Genomic DNA, 13,606 nt, shown 5'->3' with positions numbered 1-13,606 from the left:
GCAAAACTTCGCCGCGGCTTCGGTCGTCATCTAAGCCCGCCAGCGCCGCCCTGCCGTCTGGACGCCGAACAGGGACGGGTTTCTGGCATAGGCGGCAAGGCCGGAAAGCGCTGCCAGCGGATGGGTGATCACATAGACGGGCATGGTGCGCATCAGCTCGCTGTGCGGCGCCTTGTCCTCGAAGGCGGCGCGGAAATTGCCGGTTTTCAGCGCCGGCAGGATTTTCTGCGCAATGCCGCCGGTCAGGAAGACGCCGCCGCGGCTCATGAACACCAGCGCAAGGTCGCCGGCGGTGCGTCCGAGGCAGGTGACGAACATCGACAGCGCTTCCTCGGCCACTGGATCTGACTTCGCCAATGCCGCGGCGGTGACCTCGGCCGGCGTGGTGAAGGGGGCCGGCTTGCCGTCCGCCTTGGCGACCGCCCGATAGGCATTGACCAGGCCGCGGCCGGACAGGATCTGTTCCCCGGAGATGCGGCCGTCGAGTTTCTCGATATGCACAAAGACCTCGAAATCGCGCGGCGAGCGCGGCCCGATATCCATGTGTCCCCCCTCCCCGGGCACCGGTATCCAGTGGTTCAGCGCGTGGACCAGGCCGGCGACGCCAAGCCCGGTTCCGGGACCGAGCACAACCCGTCCGGCATTGGGCTCCGGCGCATCGCCGCCGATCTTTTCCATATGCTCTTCGCCGAGCGCCACCACGGCCAGCGCCTGCGCCTCGAAATCATTGAGCACCACGACGTCGCTGAGGCCGAGGCTGGCGAACATCTTTCTCGGCTTGACGATCCACGGGCAGTTGGTGAGCGGGATCTCGTCGCTGTCGACCGGGCCGGCCACCGCCAGTACCGCGGAGTTGGGCCGGACCGACGAGCGGTCGAGAACCGCCGCCTGGATCGCCTCGTCGATCGTGTTGAAATTGGCGGTCTGGACGATCTGTGGTTCGGTTGGTTCCGAGTTCGCGTCGAGCACGATTGAAAAGCGCGCGTTGGTGCCGCCAATGTCGCCGATCAGAACCGGAAACTGCAGCGCTGTGTCGTCGTCGCCTGGCATGCTCTCGTCCGTCCCGGTTCCCAGTGGCGTTCCGCCGTCCTTTCGTTGACTAGCGCATGACCCGGGAAAGGGAAATCGGTTTTCGAAATGAGGCGGCCAGGATTCGGAGCAGGATGGGGTCGGATGTGGCCTCAGGTCAGGCCGAACCGGGGACGAAGGCATGCCTGCGGGCAACCCGGATCGCTGCACTCCTCGACCACTGCATCGGCATGGATCCTAGGGCGGAGCAGGAGCGAAGCGACGTCGCGGAGGCCCTAGTATCCATGCCGCGCTCTTCGAGCGCTGCTGCGTTGAACGCCTTCGCAGAGCAGGATTCCAGACGATCGATCAAGCGCCTTTCCCTAATATCGGTCAGTTCCCCGGTCGCGGCCGCGGCAGCGGAATGCCGATCTCGGGCGTTGCCGCGAAGGCGCTGACCGAGGCCGGGAGCGCTGCCGCGCCGCTTGCGGATGCCCGCGCCGGCGACGGAGCCTTTGTTAGAACGGGTGCAACCGCGACCGGCACGCCGTCGCCATAGTCGGTAACCGCCTCCGCCGAAGCCGGATCTGGCCCATCGAGCACCGCCTGACATGCTGCGGGCAGGCTCGCCATGGTCATCACGTCGCGCGCTTTCGGTCTATCCGGATTCTTGTTGGGACGCCACGGTTCCTCGGTGAACCACCATGCCAGCGACTGGTCGCAGCCGTCGCCGGGCGCCGTGTTTTCCTGCGCTTTGCAATTGGGCGAGCCGGGCTGGCAGCCGATGCGGATGTGGAAGTGATAGTCGTGGCCCCAGAACGGCCTGACCTTGCGCAGCCATGCGCGGTCGCCTTTCACCGTGTCGCAGAGCTTCTTCTTGATGCCCGGATTGACCAGGATGCGCTCGACTTCCGCATAGCTTGCCGCGCGCTTCAGAAGCCGCATATGCGCCGGAACCCAGAGCGCATCTTTCACCAGATGGGTCTTTTCGTCGACAAGCAAGGTGGCGCTCATGTTTTCGCGCTGCTCGATCGAAAGCTTGCGGTCGGGCATTGGCGTCAGCCAGATGTCGGCGTCGAGGCCGATCTGGTGCGAGGCGTGGCCGGTCAGCATCGGGCCGCCGCGCGGCTGTGAAATGTCGCCGACCAGCAGGCCGGGCCAGCCATCGGCCGCGGCGTCGCGCGACAGTTTCTTGATCAGCGCGATCATTGTCGGATGGCCCCAGCGGCGGTTACGCGAAGGCCGCATAACCTCCCATTTCGGGCCGTCCAGGGGAATGGCGACGCCGCCGGCAAAGCAGCCCTTGGAATAGAAGCCGATCGACTGCGGCGCAGCCACGGCCGGCAGTTTTTTGGCGCCGAACAGGTTCTTTGCCAGTTCCTCGGCCGCTGCAGGTCGCAGTGCAAGCCCCGCTATGGCGAGAACGGCGAGTGCTGCGGTCAGCAGCAGCGTTCTACCGGGCAATGATCGCTTCAAAGTTTTCATGAGGCAGAACCCCTCTGCGAATTAAGTCGAATCATATCACGCCCGGCGCGACGTTTCGATCACGACCGCTTCATCGGACTGCGCGCCTCGCCGTCGCGCCAGCTACCCTCAGCCCACATATGGTCGAAGGCCGTCCGGTAGTCGGGAAAGCGGAAGCGATAGCCGGCCGCCTTGATCGCTGTGTTGGCGACACGCTTGTTCTCGCCATAGAAGGACCGCGCCATGGGCGAAAGTTGGGCGCTCTCAAACGGAATCTCGGGCGGCGGTGTGACGCCCATCAGCCCGGCGGCATAGGCGACGACGTCCTGCGGAGGCGCCGGCAGATCGTCGGTGACGTTGAAGATGCCGCCGCGATTGCCTTCGGCGAGATGCCAGAGCGCGCCGGCAATATCGTCGCAATGGATGCGGTTGAACACCTGCCCCGGCTTGACCAGCCGCCGCGCGGTGCCGTTTTCCAGATTGACCAGGGCATTGCGGCCCGGCCCGTAAATGCCGGAAAGCCGCAGGATCGCCACCGGCCGGCCGATGTCCTGACCCAATTTCAGCCAGTCCCGCTCGGCGGCGACACGCAGCATCGAGCGCTTCGACAGCGGCCGGCACTCGGCGGTCTCGTCCACCCAGCCGCCGCGATGGTCGCCGTAGACGCCGACGGTGGAGAGATAGGCGATCCATTCGAGCGCCGGCATCTCTGCCGCGATTGTCCCGCGCGCCGCATTCAGCACCGGGTCGCCGGCCTCTTCCGGCGCCACCGAGACGACGAGATGGGTTGTTTTCTTCAGCGCGTCGCCGATTTCGGGTGTCAGCGCGCCATCGAAAAGCAGCGGCTGGATTCCGGCTTGCCGCAGCGCTTCGAATTTCTCCGGCCCGCGTGTCGTCCCAAGGATCGTGCCGGCATCCCTGTTGGCGCGGGCAAATGCCTTGCCCGAATAGCCGGCGCCGAAAATGAAGATCTGCTTCTCGCTCATGCATGCGCCTCGATTTGATTTGCCAGCGCCAGGCGCCATTCGCGTTGCACGGCCTCGTCGCTTTCTGCTTTCATTGCAGCGGTGGCACGTTTGGCAAATTCGGTCTCGGGCACAAGCCGTGACAGCGCCCATACCGCCGCCCCGCGCACCAGGGGCGAGGCATCGCCGAGCAGTGCACGCACCGCGTTGCCGAGCGAGGAATCGCCTGAATTGCCGGCAGCGATCAGCACATTGCGGACAAAGCGGTCGCGACCGATGCGCTTGATTGGCGAACCGACAAAGAGTGCACGGAAGGCAGCGTCGTCGAGCGTCAGGAGATCGGCGAGCGGCGGCTCGCGCAAATCCGCGCGGGCGACGAGCTTCGCCTCCGAGGCAACCTGGGCAAACTTGTTCCACGGGCAGGCGGCCAGGCAGTCGTCGCAGCCATAGATGCGGTTGCCGATTTTTTCCCGGAACTCATGCGGGATCGGTCCCTTGTTCTCGATGGTGAGGTAGGAGATGCAGCGTCGCGCATCGAGCCGGTAGGGCGCCGGAAAGGCGTCGGTCGGGCAAACGTCGAGACAGGCGCGGCACGAGCCGCAATGATCGTCCTCGGGCGTATCGGGCGCAAGCTCGGCCGTCGTGAAGATGGTGCCGAGGAACAGCCAGGAGCCATGCGCGCGGCTGACCAGGTTGGTGTGCTTGCCTTGCCAGCCAAGGCCGGCGGCTTCAGCCAGCGGCTTTTCCATCACCGGGGCGGTATCGACGAACACTTTCACGTCGCCGCCGGCACGGGCCACGATCTTGCCGGCGATCTCTTTCAGCCGGCCTTTCATCACGTCGTGATAATCGCGGTTCTGCGCATAGACGGAGATCGCACCACAACCGGGCTTCGCCAGCACCGCGCGCGGATCATGGTCCGGGCCGTAGTTCATGGCCAGCACGATAATCGAGCGAACCTCAGGCCAAAGTGCTGTCGGCTCGCCGCGGCGCTCGAGCGTCTCGGCGATCCAGCCCATTGAGCCTTGAAAGCCGTCGGCGACGAACTCGGCCAGCCGGGCCGGCGCCAGCGGGATGGCATTTGGCGTGGTGACGGCAACAGCATCGAAACCGGCGCGCCGTGCCTCGCGGTCGATCAGCGCGCGCAGGTTTTGCGCTCTAGAAATCGAGGTCCGCATAATGTGACACCGGCGACAGGCCGCGCACCCGGTCGGACAAAAGCGGCCGGAACGATGGCCGTGATTTCACCCGTGCGTACCATTCGCGCGCGGCAGCGTGTTCGCGCCAGTCGATCTCGCCGAGATAGTCGAGCACGGACAGCGCAGCCGCAGCCGCGAGGTCGGCATAGGTGACCTTGTTGCCGGCCAGCCAATGGCGGGTGCCGGCCAGCCAGTTGGTGTATTTCATGTGCTGGCGGATATTGGCGCGCGCGGCGCGGATCGCCGCCGAATCGGGCGAACCGCCGCCCGCCGTTTCCGGCATGACCGGCTTCAGCACGCGCTCGCGCACCAGATGCCGGGTAACCTCGCCCTCGGCCTTGTTGAGATACCAGTCGGTCAGCCGGCGGATTTCGGCACGCTCCATCGGGTCTTCGGCGAACAGCCGCTTGTCGCGCTTCAAGACGCCGCGCGTCTCGTCGAGATATTCCGCGATGACGACCGCGCCGACAATCGGCACGTCGCCCTCGGCAAGCAGGATCGGCAGCGTGCCGGCCGGGTTCAGCGCCAGGAATTCCTTGCGCCGCATCCACGGCTTTTCCTCGATCAGCGCCAGCTCCTCGCCATACTCGCCGAAAGCGAGGCGAACGAAGCGGCAGGTGGCGAACATCGGGTGGTGGAAAAGCGTCAGCATGGTCCCGCGATAATAGAGCGCACTGGCAAATCGCCGGCTGCGCCGGTAAGTCTTGGCCGCCCCGAATTCAGGTGGCCGTCAGGGTGCTGCGACCTATAGGAGGAGTTCCGCGCCATGACAAGCAAGCCGTTCTTCAAAGCCCTCACTCGAACGCCGAGGTTTCCATGGAAAGCCAGACCATCGTCGAAGCGTTGCTGCTCGGCATGATCGAGGGCATGACCGAGTTCATTCCGGTCTCGTCGACTGGCCATATCCTGCTTGCTGGCCATTTTCTCGGCTTCCATTCAACCGGCAAGGCCTTCGAGATCCTGATCCAGCTCGGCGCCATACTGGCTATCCTCAGCGTCTATTTCCATCGTCTGTGGCAGATGCTGGTCGATCTGCCGCGTGATCGGGTGACGCGGCATTTCGTCCTCGGCATCCTCGTCGCCTTCCTGCCGGCCGCCGTCATCGGCGCGCTGGCGCATGGCTTCATCAAGACGGTGCTGTTTGAATCGCCGAGGCTGATCTGCATCATGCTGATCATCGGCGGCGTGGTCCTGCTGTGGGTGGATCGCTTCAAGCCGAAGCCGCTCTACCATGACGTCGAGCGGTTTCCGCTCAGGCTCTATCTGCAGATCGGACTGTTCCAGTGCCTTTCGCTGATCCCCGGCACGTCGCGCTCCGGCTCGACGATCGTCGGCGCGCTGCTTCTGGGCGTCGACAAACGCGCGGCTGCAGAATTCTCCTTCTTCCTCGCCATGCCGACGATGGTCGGCGCCTTCGCCTTTGACCTCTTCAAGAACCGCAACGTGCTGACCAGCGCAGATCTGCCGGTCATCGCCGCCGGTTTCATCGCCGCCTTCGTCGCGGCGCTTATCGTCGTGCGCTTCCTGCTCAACTACGTCTCGCGCCACGGCTATTCGCTGTTCGGCTGGTGGCGGCTGGTCATCGGCACCGTCGGGCTGGCGGCGCTGTTCGTCTGCGGGTAAGGCGGCACAGTTAATTTGGAACGGTCGCCCTAGGGTCGGACCAATCACTCTGAACGACCGAGCTCAACCCTTCCTGGACGTTCACCCCACCACAATTCCGGAGGGAACGTCGCATCTGAGCAGACATCGGTGGTGTGGCATGGTACCGTTGCTAACAGGCGATATCTTGCAGGTGCGCAATGTCAGGGCACGAGCATTGGCAACTCGATGGCAGCGCGCCCGAGCTTTACCAGCGCTACCTGGTACCGGCGATCACTTCGATATGGGCAGCCGATCTTATCGATCGCGTGCAGCCAAAGCGCGGAGAAGCCGTACTCGACGTTGCTTGCGGAACTGGCGTGGTGACGCGCCTGGCTGCCGAACGGGTCACGACGGGACGTGTCATCGGGCTTGATTTGAATGAGGGTATGCTCACCGTCGCGCGGTCCGTGCCGCACACAGGTGTGCCAATTGAATGGCTGCAAGGCAGTGCCCTCGCACTCCCGGTTAATGACGGCGCGATCGACCTCGTTCTTTGCCAACTCGGTCTCCAGTTCTTCCCGGATCGAGCCTGCGCTGTCCGCGAGATGAAGCGGGTGCTGGTATCTTCGGGCAGGGTTGCGCTCAGCGTCTATAGCGCCATCGAACGCACACCCGGCGCAGAGGCGTTTGCAAGTGCTCTCGATGAGCGGCTAGGACCGGACGCGTCGAAGATCAAACGTGCCGAGCATATTTTTGCTGACGCGAATGAGGTCGGCGATCTGTTAAGGAAAGAGGGGCTGGATGACGTCGAACTCTACACCGTCACGAAAACGATTAGCTTTCCATCTGTTCTCGACTATGTACGTTTTCAGCTGATCGCTACACCCATGGCTGGCCTCTTGGCCGATTACCAGGCGTCCGAGCGCGACAGCGTGATAGAGGCGGTTGCCTCCGCCACTCGGTTGCGCCTTGATCCGAGCATGATGGTCGATGGGCGCTTCTCGTTCCCACAGGAGGCGCATATCGCGATCGCAAGCAAACTCTGACGTAGACTGCTGCAGCGTCGGCTATTGGCACTTGCTTGCTCGTTCCCGATGGACGAGACGGTGATAACATCCACCTATCTCGGCCATTTGCGGCAGGGCATGGTCTAGTTTCGCCCGTAGAAAACATTCTCGACATGCACCGGCCAGCGCCACGGCAGCACCGCGACCATGTCGAAACGCACCGACAATCGTCCATAGTCGGACTGTCGCGACAGCCAGAGATCGGCGGCGCTTTCGATGCGACGCTCCGATTCGTAGCGAACAGCCTCCATGGCTTCCATCAGTGTGCGGCGCGCCTTCACCTCGACGATCAGCACCAGGTCGCCGCGGCGCGCGATCAGGTCGATCTCGCCGAACCGCGTGCGGTGGCGGCGCGCCAGGATCCGGTAGCCCTTCACCATCAATGCCGCAGCCGCCAGCCACTCGCTGTGGTGGCCGCGCCGATAGGCCCGTTGGCGGCTGGCGACCGGGCGTTCAGCCATCGCCGTCTTTCCCGGTGTCCAGGTTCTTTCCAGTATCCTTGAGTTCGAGCAGCCGCCGATAAAGCGCCTGCTTCTGGCCGCCGGTCATCTTGGCGGCTTCCGCAGCCGCCTTGGAGGCCGGCATCTCGGCGGCAAGCGAAAGCAGCAGCCGGTCGATGTCGGCTGGTTCGTCGGCCGTTGCTTCCGACGGGCCGACGCAGATGACGATCTCACCCTTCGGCGTGTCGGCCGCCTCATAGTGATCGGCGAGCGACTCTAAGGTGCCGGTCCGCATCTCCTCGAAGGTCTTGGTCAGCTCGCGGCCGATCGCGGCCTTGCGGGCGCCGCCCAGCGCCTCGACCATGGCACTGAGCGTCTCGGCCAGCCGACGCGGCGATTCGAAGAAGATCAGCGTCGCCGGCACCATTTTGAGCGCTTCCAGCCGCGCCAGCCGCTGCCCGGTCTTTACTGGCAGGAAGCCGGCAAACAGAAAGGCATCGGAAGGCAGGCCGGACGCCGTCAGTGCCGCTAGGGCCGCTGAGGGGCCGGGGATCGGCACGACGCGAATGCCCTGGTCGAGCGCTTCGCCGACCAGCCGATAACCGGGATCGGAGATCAGCGGCGTGCCGGCGTCCGAGATCAGCGCCACGCTCTGCCCGGCCAGCAAGGCTGCGATCAGTTTTGGGCCGGCCTCGCCGGCATTGTGCTCGTGATAGGCTGTGGTGCGGCGGCGAATCCCGTAGCGGTCGAGCAGCACGCGGCTGACCCGCGTGTCCTCGCAGGCGACGATGTCGGCGGCGGCGAGCGTTTCAAGTGCGCGTAATGTGATGTCGGCGAGATTGCCGATCGGCGTCGCAACCAGGTAGAGCGCCGGCTCGAGCGGCCGGGCCGGTATCTCGGTCTGGCCGATCACGTAGCTGCGTCTTGCCAACTCGCCGATCACCGGTGTCCCCCGTCAGAGCATCCTCTGACCTTAAATGCATTCGGCCCTGTTTGGCACGGCTCACGCCCGGTTGCAAAACCCATGCCGAAGTGAAGCGGCGGTCATGCCTTTGCCACAGTACGGAACGAAACCGTGCCCGGCGGATTAATGCCTGATCTCGGGAGGAGCAGGATGGACAGCCTCAAGATACAGGACGTTTTCGAACCTTACTATGAAGGGCGCAAGCGCTTTGCCGCGCGAAAGGACAAGAGCCTGCCTGCCAAAGTCGGCGCCGGCTTGGCTAAAAAGCCGCGAAAGCGCCGTCCGTCAAAGGCAACCAAGCTGGAAATCGAGCCCTCGACCGGCACCGGCAGCACGATGGAGCACTGACCAGACGATGCCCAATCGCTTTGACATTTTCATCACCCGCCTTGAAACGAAAAGCTCCCGCAATGGAGCGCCCCCACACCCGATGAGCGATCAACACCGCGCCCGCCGCGACAAGGGCGACGCCAAGCCGGCTCGCTCCGGTGAGGCGGACGCCGAGAAAGACCACGCCAAGCGCCGCCACAAGCATGACGCCTGACTACCGCAACCTTCGCGATTGGCCGAGACACTTTTCTCTAAAGCGTGGGGGGAAACGCTCGGCCACATTATTCAACCCAGATACTTCGCGACGCGCGCTTCCAGCAGACGCACCAGACCTGGGTCCATGAACTCATAGTCGTCCGGAATGTCGAGGCAGATCACGCGAGCCTTCTTCAGGCTGGCCTTGAATTTCTTCTGCAGCTTGGCGCGGTGCGCCTTTTCCATCACGAAGATGATGTCGGCCCAAGAGACGAGGTCGTGCGTCAACGGGGTGTCGGCATCGTAGTTGGTGCCGGCCGATGCGACTTCGATATCCCTAACGCTCCGTGTTAAGATTGTACCTGCGTGGGCGCTTGAGCGTACGGGAGAGGATTATGTCGGCAACCTTAACCGCACTGAGCAACAGAGAGGCCTATAAGCTGGGAGATTTCAACCTGATTGGTCGTGGCGAACATGCCACCATAAGCTTGGCAGACGGGGAAGTTTCGCGCCAGCATGCAACGATCCGGCGCGACGGCGCGAACTACTGGGTTGTTGATGTCGGCAGTGCCAATGGCAGTTATGTGAATGACGTGGCGCTCACAACCGCGCGTATGCTGCACACCGGCGATCGCGTCCAGTTCGGCAGATCGATTTTTCTTTTCGACCAGGGCACGACTGCCCCCGATCTAGATTGGCAAGTGGCGAACACAAAAACTCAATGGGGCAAGCCGGCAGCCCCTACGAGCCGGGCGGCCACCCTGTTCGTTGCTGATTTGAAGGAGTTTACCGGAATTAGCGCAAGGCTATCCCCGGAACAGGTGGCGGCCCTCTTGGCCGAGTGGTATATGGACTGCAATGTGATTTTGAAGCACTACGGTGCCTCGATCGACAAATTCATCGGTGATTGTGTATTTGCTTATTGGCACGGGACCGCAGCGGATGTCTGTGTCTCTGCGGTTCAGGCTGCCCAGGCGCTCCGCGCTGCGGAAGACGCGGCTACGTCGCCAACCCGAGTACTGGTCAGGGAACAACAAGACATCGTGCTCGACTGCCGCATTGGCCTTCATGTGGGTGAAGTTGCTATCGGCGCTATGGGCAAAGGCATCAACACCGCGCTGGGCGATGCCGTGAATTTGGCCTTTCGTATTGAGGGATTGACGCGAAAACTGGACAAGCCGCTGTTGGTCAGCGCCCAATTCGTCGAGCACTGGCCTGAAGGTAGACAATATTTCAAGTCCTGCGGCTATCACGAGGTCAAAGGGCGCGCCGAGATGATCGAGGTATTCAGCCTAAAATAGGCGCGCCAGCAGTAGGATTTTCGAACGCAGCTCATACGCCCAAAACTATGCCTTACCGCGCCAGATCCGCCACCACCGCGTCGAGCACGATCATGCCGGCCGGCGTGGCGCGCAGGCGGGCATTGCCGATCGGCGCCACCAGCCCCTCGCCCTGCAGCATCGACAGCCGCGCCGTCGACAGGCCGCGCCCGGAAAACGCTTCGTAGCGCGAGAGATCGATGCCCTCGGCCAGCCTCAGCCCCATCAAGAGGAACTCGTCGGCCTCTTCCGAGCGCGTCAGGGTCTCGCCGCCGGTGACGCCATGGCCCTTGGCCTCGACCAGATTGGCCCAGGTTTCCGGCATTCTTTCGGCGATCGTCACCACGCGGCGGCCATTCTCGACGAAGCGGCCATGCGCACCGGGACCGACGCCGACATATTCGCCATAGCGCCAATAGGTGAGATTGTGCCGGCTTTCGGCACCTGATCTGGCGTGGTTGGAAATCTCGTAGGCCGGCAGCCCATATGCGGCGGTGATCTCCTGCGTCAGCGCATAGAGATCGGCGGCATGGTCATTGTCGGGAATAGCGAATTTCTTGGCCGCATGCAGCGCGTGGAACGGCGTGCCTTCCTCGATGGTCAGCTGGTAGAGCGACAGATGGTCGGCGGCGTGGCCGATAGCCTGTTCGAGCTCCGCCTGCCACGCCTCAGGTGTCTGGCCGGGCCGTGCGTAGATCATGTCGAAGGACAGCCGCGGAAAAATCTCACGCGCCAGGCCGATCGCATGCAGCGCTTCATGGACATTGTGCAAGCGGCCGAGGAAGCGCAGATCCTTGTCGTTCAGCGCCTGCACGCCGAGCGACACGCGGTTGACGCCTGCCGCCCGGTAGCCGCGAAAGCGCTCGGACTCGACCGAGGAGGGGTTGGCTTCCAGCGTCACCTCGATGCCGGCGGGCACCGTCCAGTTCTTCGCCACCGCGTCCAGCACCGTCGCCACGGTTTCCGGCTTCATCAGCGATGGCGTGCCGCCACCGAGGAAAATGCTGGTCACCTCGCGCGGTCCGGTGCGGTGGCGCATCGTCGCAAGCTCGGTCTCGAAGGCGCGCGCAAAACGCTCCTGGTCGACCGGCTGGTGCCGGACATGGCTGTTGAAGTCGCAATAGGGGCATTTGGCCGCGCAGAACGGCCAGTGGATGTAGACGCCGAAGCCGGGGCTGCGGTCGAGCAGCATGGTCATTTCACGCCCGATCGTGCCAAATCCAGTCTGGCGTGCGCGAATTTCTGAAAGGCGCGGGCGCGGTGCGACAATGCCGTCGGCTGGCCGGGCTTCCAGCCATGTTTTTCCTCTGCGGTCATCTCGCCGAAGGTCTTTTCGAAACCGTCCGGCACGAACACCGGGTCGTAGCCGAAGCCGAGTTCGCCGCGCGGCGGCCATACCAGCGTGCCCTCGACCTCGCCTCGGAAATATTCGGCCGCGCCGTCAGGAAAGGCCAGGCAGATGACGGCGACGAAGCGACCCTTGCGCTGCGCAGGCGCGGCCGCGCCGACTTCCTGCAACGCCACTTCCGCCCGCTGCATCGCCATGCCGAAATCGCGGGACCCGTCCGGCGCCTCGGCCCAATTGGCAGTATAGACGCCGGGCGCTCCGCCTAGCGCATCGACACACAGGCCGGAATCGTCCGACAATGCCGGCAGGCCTGTCGCCTTGGCGGCGGCAAAAGCCTTGAGATAGGCGTTCTCCTCGAAGGTGGTGCCGGTCTCGTCCGGCTCCGGCAGGCCGTATACCTTGGCCGACTTCGCTTCTATGCCGAATGGCGCCATCAGATCGGCGAACTCGCGCAGTTTGCCGGCATTGTGGCTGGCTACGACAATTCTGTGCCCATCAAGCGAATGCATCAGAGGCCCCAGATTCTTGGCTCGGCGAATTCGATCGAATTGCCGGAAGGGTCGCGAATATAGATCGAGCGGCCGCCTTGCGGCCATTCGAACTCGCTTTCGATGGCAATCTTCTTCGCTTCCAGATGCGCTCTCCAGCGCACGATCTCGTCCGCGCTTGCTGCAAAGCAGAGATGGCCGTCGCCGACAGCGCCGTGCGGCGGCACTTTCAGCCTGGCATCGGGCGCCGGCGGCACCTTGGTCGCCTCGGCGTTGAAGACGAGCAGCACGCCGTCGCCGCAACGGAAGAAAAGATGCCTGCCGTCGACCTTGCCCAGCAGATCGAGCCCAAGCACGCCGGAATAGAATTCTTCCGCGGCATTGAGGTCGGTCACGTAGAGGGCTGATTCGAGGATGGCGGAAGGAGTCATGACAGGGTTAAGCTACAGCCATCTGTTGCAGGCTGACCAGTCGCTGGATGCCTTTCTTGGCCAATTCCATTAGCGCCGTGAACTGCTCTTCCGAGAAAGGCTCGCCCTCGGCCGTGCCCTGGATCTCGACGATGCCGCCCTTGCCGGTCATGACGAAGTTGGCGTCGGTGCCGGCCGAGGAATCCTCGAGATAGTCGAGATCGATGACCGGCTGGCCGTCATGGATGCCGCAGGAGATAGCCGCGACATGATCCTTCAGCACCTTGGCGACGCTGGCCATCTGCCGGGCTTCCATCCAGCGCAGGCAATCGTAAAGCGCCACCCAACCGCCGGTGATCGAGGCTGTGCGCGTGCCGCCATCGGCCTGAATCACGTCGCAGTCGACGGTGATCTGCTGCTCGCCGAGCGCCTGCAGATCGACCACGGCGCGCAGCGAACGGCCGATCAGCCGCTGGATTTCCAGCGTGCGGCCGCCTTGCTTGCCAGCCGAAGCTTCGCGGCGCATGCGCTCGCCGGTCGAGCGCGGCAGCATGCCGTATTCCGCCGTCACCCAGCCCTTGCCGGAATTGCGCATCCAGCCCGGCACCTTTTCCTCGAGGCTGGCCGTGCACAGCACATGCGTGTCGCCGAACTTCACCAGGCACGAACCTTCCGCGTGCTTGGAGACGCCGCGTTCGAAGGAGATGGCGCGCATTTCGTCGAATTGGCGTTTGGAAGGGCGCATTCAGGCATTTATCCTATTTTTCGGAATCGTGGCCGGCTTGTAGCCGCACGCGACGAGAGGCGCAAAGGAAAATGGACCAG

General features: G+C 63.6%; 15 protein-coding genes and 1 pseudogene. 4 read left to right on the top strand and 12 right to left on the bottom strand.

Annotated features, from left to right (window positions below; translation table 11 throughout):
* Positions 1 to 30 precede the first annotated feature (30 nt).
* From ACWTU7_RS16955 to ACWTU7_RS16935, 5 genes are all read right to left on the bottom strand, one after another.
* Positions 31 to 1,050 (bottom strand): glucokinase, encoded by a 1,020-nt coding sequence (locus ACWTU7_RS16955; protein ID WP_455839243.1) that lies wholly within the window; start codon positions 1,048 to 1,050, stop codon positions 31 to 33.
* 351 nt (positions 1,051 to 1,401) lie between these two features.
* Positions 1,402 to 2,493 carry a penicillin-insensitive murein endopeptidase gene (gene mepA, locus ACWTU7_RS16950; RefSeq protein WP_455839244.1) on the bottom strand — a complete coding sequence of 364 codons (1,092 nt, stop codon included), beginning with the start codon at positions 2,491 to 2,493 and terminating at the stop codon, positions 1,402 to 1,404.
* A 59-nt stretch (positions 2,494 to 2,552) separates the two neighbouring features.
* Positions 2,553 to 3,458: an SDR family oxidoreductase gene (locus tag ACWTU7_RS16945; RefSeq protein WP_455839245.1), complete on the bottom strand. Its 906-nt coding sequence runs from the start codon at positions 3,456 to 3,458 to the stop codon at positions 2,553 to 2,555.
* Complete coding sequence (gene queG, locus ACWTU7_RS16940; RefSeq protein ID WP_029347961.1) at positions 3,455 to 4,615, bottom strand: tRNA epoxyqueuosine(34) reductase QueG; 1,161 nt, start codon at positions 4,613 to 4,615, stop codon at positions 3,455 to 3,457. Before queG ends, ACWTU7_RS16945 begins: the two co-directional genes overlap by 4 nt.
* Positions 4,596 to 5,288 carry a glutathione S-transferase family protein gene (locus tag ACWTU7_RS16935; RefSeq protein WP_029347960.1) on the bottom strand — a complete coding sequence of 231 codons (693 nt, stop codon included), beginning with the start codon at positions 5,286 to 5,288 and terminating at the stop codon, positions 4,596 to 4,598. The genes queG and ACWTU7_RS16935 overlap by 20 nt, the downstream gene beginning before the upstream one ends.
* A gap of 164 nt (positions 5,289 to 5,452) precedes the next feature.
* On the opposite strand from ACWTU7_RS16935, the gene ACWTU7_RS16930 reads away from it, so the two are divergent.
* Both ACWTU7_RS16930 and ACWTU7_RS16925 read left to right on the top strand, forming a co-directional pair.
* The gene (locus ACWTU7_RS16930; RefSeq protein ID WP_455839246.1) at positions 5,453 to 6,259 is read left to right on the top strand and encodes an undecaprenyl-diphosphate phosphatase; all 807 of its coding nucleotides are present in this window, start codon (positions 5,453 to 5,455) and stop codon (positions 6,257 to 6,259) included.
* 179 nt (positions 6,260 to 6,438) lie between these two features.
* The gene (locus tag ACWTU7_RS16925; RefSeq protein WP_135934021.1) at positions 6,439 to 7,266 is read left to right on the top strand and encodes a class I SAM-dependent methyltransferase; all 828 of its coding nucleotides are present in this window, start codon (positions 6,439 to 6,441) and stop codon (positions 7,264 to 7,266) included.
* Positions 7,267 to 7,370: 104 nt separating this feature from the next.
* On the opposite strand, the gene ACWTU7_RS16920 is transcribed toward ACWTU7_RS16925, so the two are convergent.
* Entirely contained in the window at positions 7,371 to 7,748 is a 378-nt protein-coding gene (locus tag ACWTU7_RS16920) for a YraN family protein (protein ID WP_455839247.1), read from the bottom strand.
* Positions 7,741 to 8,670 carry a 16S rRNA (cytidine(1402)-2'-O)-methyltransferase gene (rsmI, locus tag ACWTU7_RS16915; protein WP_455839248.1) on the bottom strand — a complete coding sequence of 310 codons (930 nt, stop codon included), beginning with the start codon at positions 8,668 to 8,670 and terminating at the stop codon, positions 7,741 to 7,743. The genes ACWTU7_RS16920 and rsmI overlap by 8 nt, the downstream gene beginning before the upstream one ends.
* A 171-nt stretch (positions 8,671 to 8,841) precedes the next feature.
* Here rsmI and ACWTU7_RS16910 point away from each other — a divergent pair, with 171 nt between their 5' ends.
* The gene (locus tag ACWTU7_RS16910; protein ID WP_455839249.1) at positions 8,842 to 9,039 is read left to right on the top strand and encodes a hypothetical protein; all 198 of its coding nucleotides are present in this window, start codon (positions 8,842 to 8,844) and stop codon (positions 9,037 to 9,039) included.
* A 267-nt stretch (positions 9,040 to 9,306) separates the two neighbouring features.
* On the opposite strand, the pseudogene ACWTU7_RS16905 reads toward ACWTU7_RS16910, so the two are convergent.
* Positions 9,307 to 9,555, bottom strand: a pseudogene (locus ACWTU7_RS16905) (low molecular weight protein tyrosine phosphatase family protein); the annotation flags it as partial.
* A gap of 56 nt (positions 9,556 to 9,611) precedes the next feature.
* On the opposite strand from ACWTU7_RS16905, the gene ACWTU7_RS16900 reads away from it, so the two are divergent.
* Positions 9,612 to 10,517, top strand: a complete 906-nt coding sequence (locus tag ACWTU7_RS16900; protein ID WP_455839250.1) for an FHA domain-containing protein — start codon at positions 9,612 to 9,614, stop codon at positions 10,515 to 10,517.
* A 52-nt stretch (positions 10,518 to 10,569) separates the two neighbouring features.
* Here the strand turns inward: ACWTU7_RS16900 and hemW are convergent, their stop codons facing one another.
* From hemW to rph, 4 genes are read right to left on the bottom strand one after another with little or no spacing between them, the layout of a single operon-like run.
* The gene (gene hemW, locus ACWTU7_RS16895; RefSeq protein WP_455839251.1) at positions 10,570 to 11,733 is read right to left on the bottom strand and encodes a radical SAM family heme chaperone HemW; all 1,164 of its coding nucleotides are present in this window, start codon (positions 11,731 to 11,733) and stop codon (positions 10,570 to 10,572) included.
* Complete coding sequence (gene rdgB, locus ACWTU7_RS16890; RefSeq protein WP_455839252.1) at positions 11,730 to 12,392, bottom strand: RdgB/HAM1 family non-canonical purine NTP pyrophosphatase; 663 nt, start codon at positions 12,390 to 12,392, stop codon at positions 11,730 to 11,732. Before rdgB ends, hemW begins: the two co-directional genes overlap by 4 nt.
* A complete protein-coding gene (locus ACWTU7_RS16885; RefSeq protein ID WP_287337543.1) occupies positions 12,392 to 12,802 on the bottom strand; it encodes a VOC family protein in 411 nt (136 codons plus the stop codon). Before ACWTU7_RS16885 ends, rdgB begins: the two co-directional genes overlap by 1 nt.
* 7 nt (positions 12,803 to 12,809) lie before the next feature.
* Positions 12,810 to 13,526, bottom strand: a complete 717-nt coding sequence (gene rph / locus ACWTU7_RS16880) for a ribonuclease PH (protein ID WP_029347945.1) — start codon at positions 13,524 to 13,526, stop codon at positions 12,810 to 12,812.
* Positions 13,527 to 13,606: the final 80 nt, after the last annotated feature.

It is taken from the genome of Mesorhizobium sp. BHscii (assembly GCF_053848065.1).
Note: the sequence above shows the minus strand (reverse complement) of the source record. Positions and strands in the feature narration are given on the sequence as shown.

What these genes read in the sequence shown, in the direction of transcription:
- ACWTU7_RS16955 (WP_455839243.1), bottom strand. Translation starts at nt 1,050, where the DNA reads ATGCCAGGCGACGACGACACAGCGCTGCAGTTTCCGGTTCTGATCGGC.
- mepA (WP_455839244.1), bottom strand. Translation starts at nt 2,493, where the DNA reads ATGAAAACTTTGAAGCGATCATTGCCCGGTAGAACGCTGCTGCTGACC.
- ACWTU7_RS16945 (WP_455839245.1), bottom strand. Translation starts at nt 3,458, where the DNA reads ATGAGCGAGAAGCAGATCTTCATTTTCGGCGCCGGCTATTCGGGCAAG.
- queG (WP_029347961.1), bottom strand. Translation starts at nt 4,615, where the DNA reads ATGCGGACCTCGATTTCTAGAGCGCAAAACCTGCGCGCGCTGATCGAC.
- ACWTU7_RS16935 (WP_029347960.1), bottom strand. Translation starts at nt 5,288, where the DNA reads ATGCTGACGCTTTTCCACCACCCGATGTTCGCCACCTGCCGCTTCGTT.
- ACWTU7_RS16930 (WP_455839246.1), top strand. Translation starts at nt 5,453, where the DNA reads ATGGAAAGCCAGACCATCGTCGAAGCGTTGCTGCTCGGCATGATCGAG.
- ACWTU7_RS16925 (WP_135934021.1), top strand. Translation starts at nt 6,439, where the DNA reads ATGTCAGGGCACGAGCATTGGCAACTCGATGGCAGCGCGCCCGAGCTT.
- ACWTU7_RS16920 (WP_455839247.1), bottom strand. Translation starts at nt 7,748, where the DNA reads ATGGCTGAACGCCCGGTCGCCAGCCGCCAACGGGCCTATCGGCGCGGC.
- ACWTU7_RS16910 (WP_455839249.1), top strand. Translation starts at nt 8,842, where the DNA reads ATGGACAGCCTCAAGATACAGGACGTTTTCGAACCTTACTATGAAGGG.
- ACWTU7_RS16900 (WP_455839250.1), top strand. Translation starts at nt 9,612, where the DNA reads ATGTCGGCAACCTTAACCGCACTGAGCAACAGAGAGGCCTATAAGCTG.
- hemW (WP_455839251.1), bottom strand. Translation starts at nt 11,733, where the DNA reads ATGACCATGCTGCTCGACCGCAGCCCCGGCTTCGGCGTCTACATCCAC.
- rdgB (WP_455839252.1), bottom strand. Translation starts at nt 12,392, where the DNA reads ATGCATTCGCTTGATGGGCACAGAATTGTCGTAGCCAGCCACAATGCC.
- ACWTU7_RS16885 (WP_287337543.1), bottom strand. Translation starts at nt 12,802, where the DNA reads ATGACTCCTTCCGCCATCCTCGAATCAGCCCTCTACGTGACCGACCTC.
- rph (WP_029347945.1), bottom strand. Translation starts at nt 13,526, where the DNA reads ATGCGCCCTTCCAAACGCCAATTCGACGAAATGCGCGCCATCTCCTTC.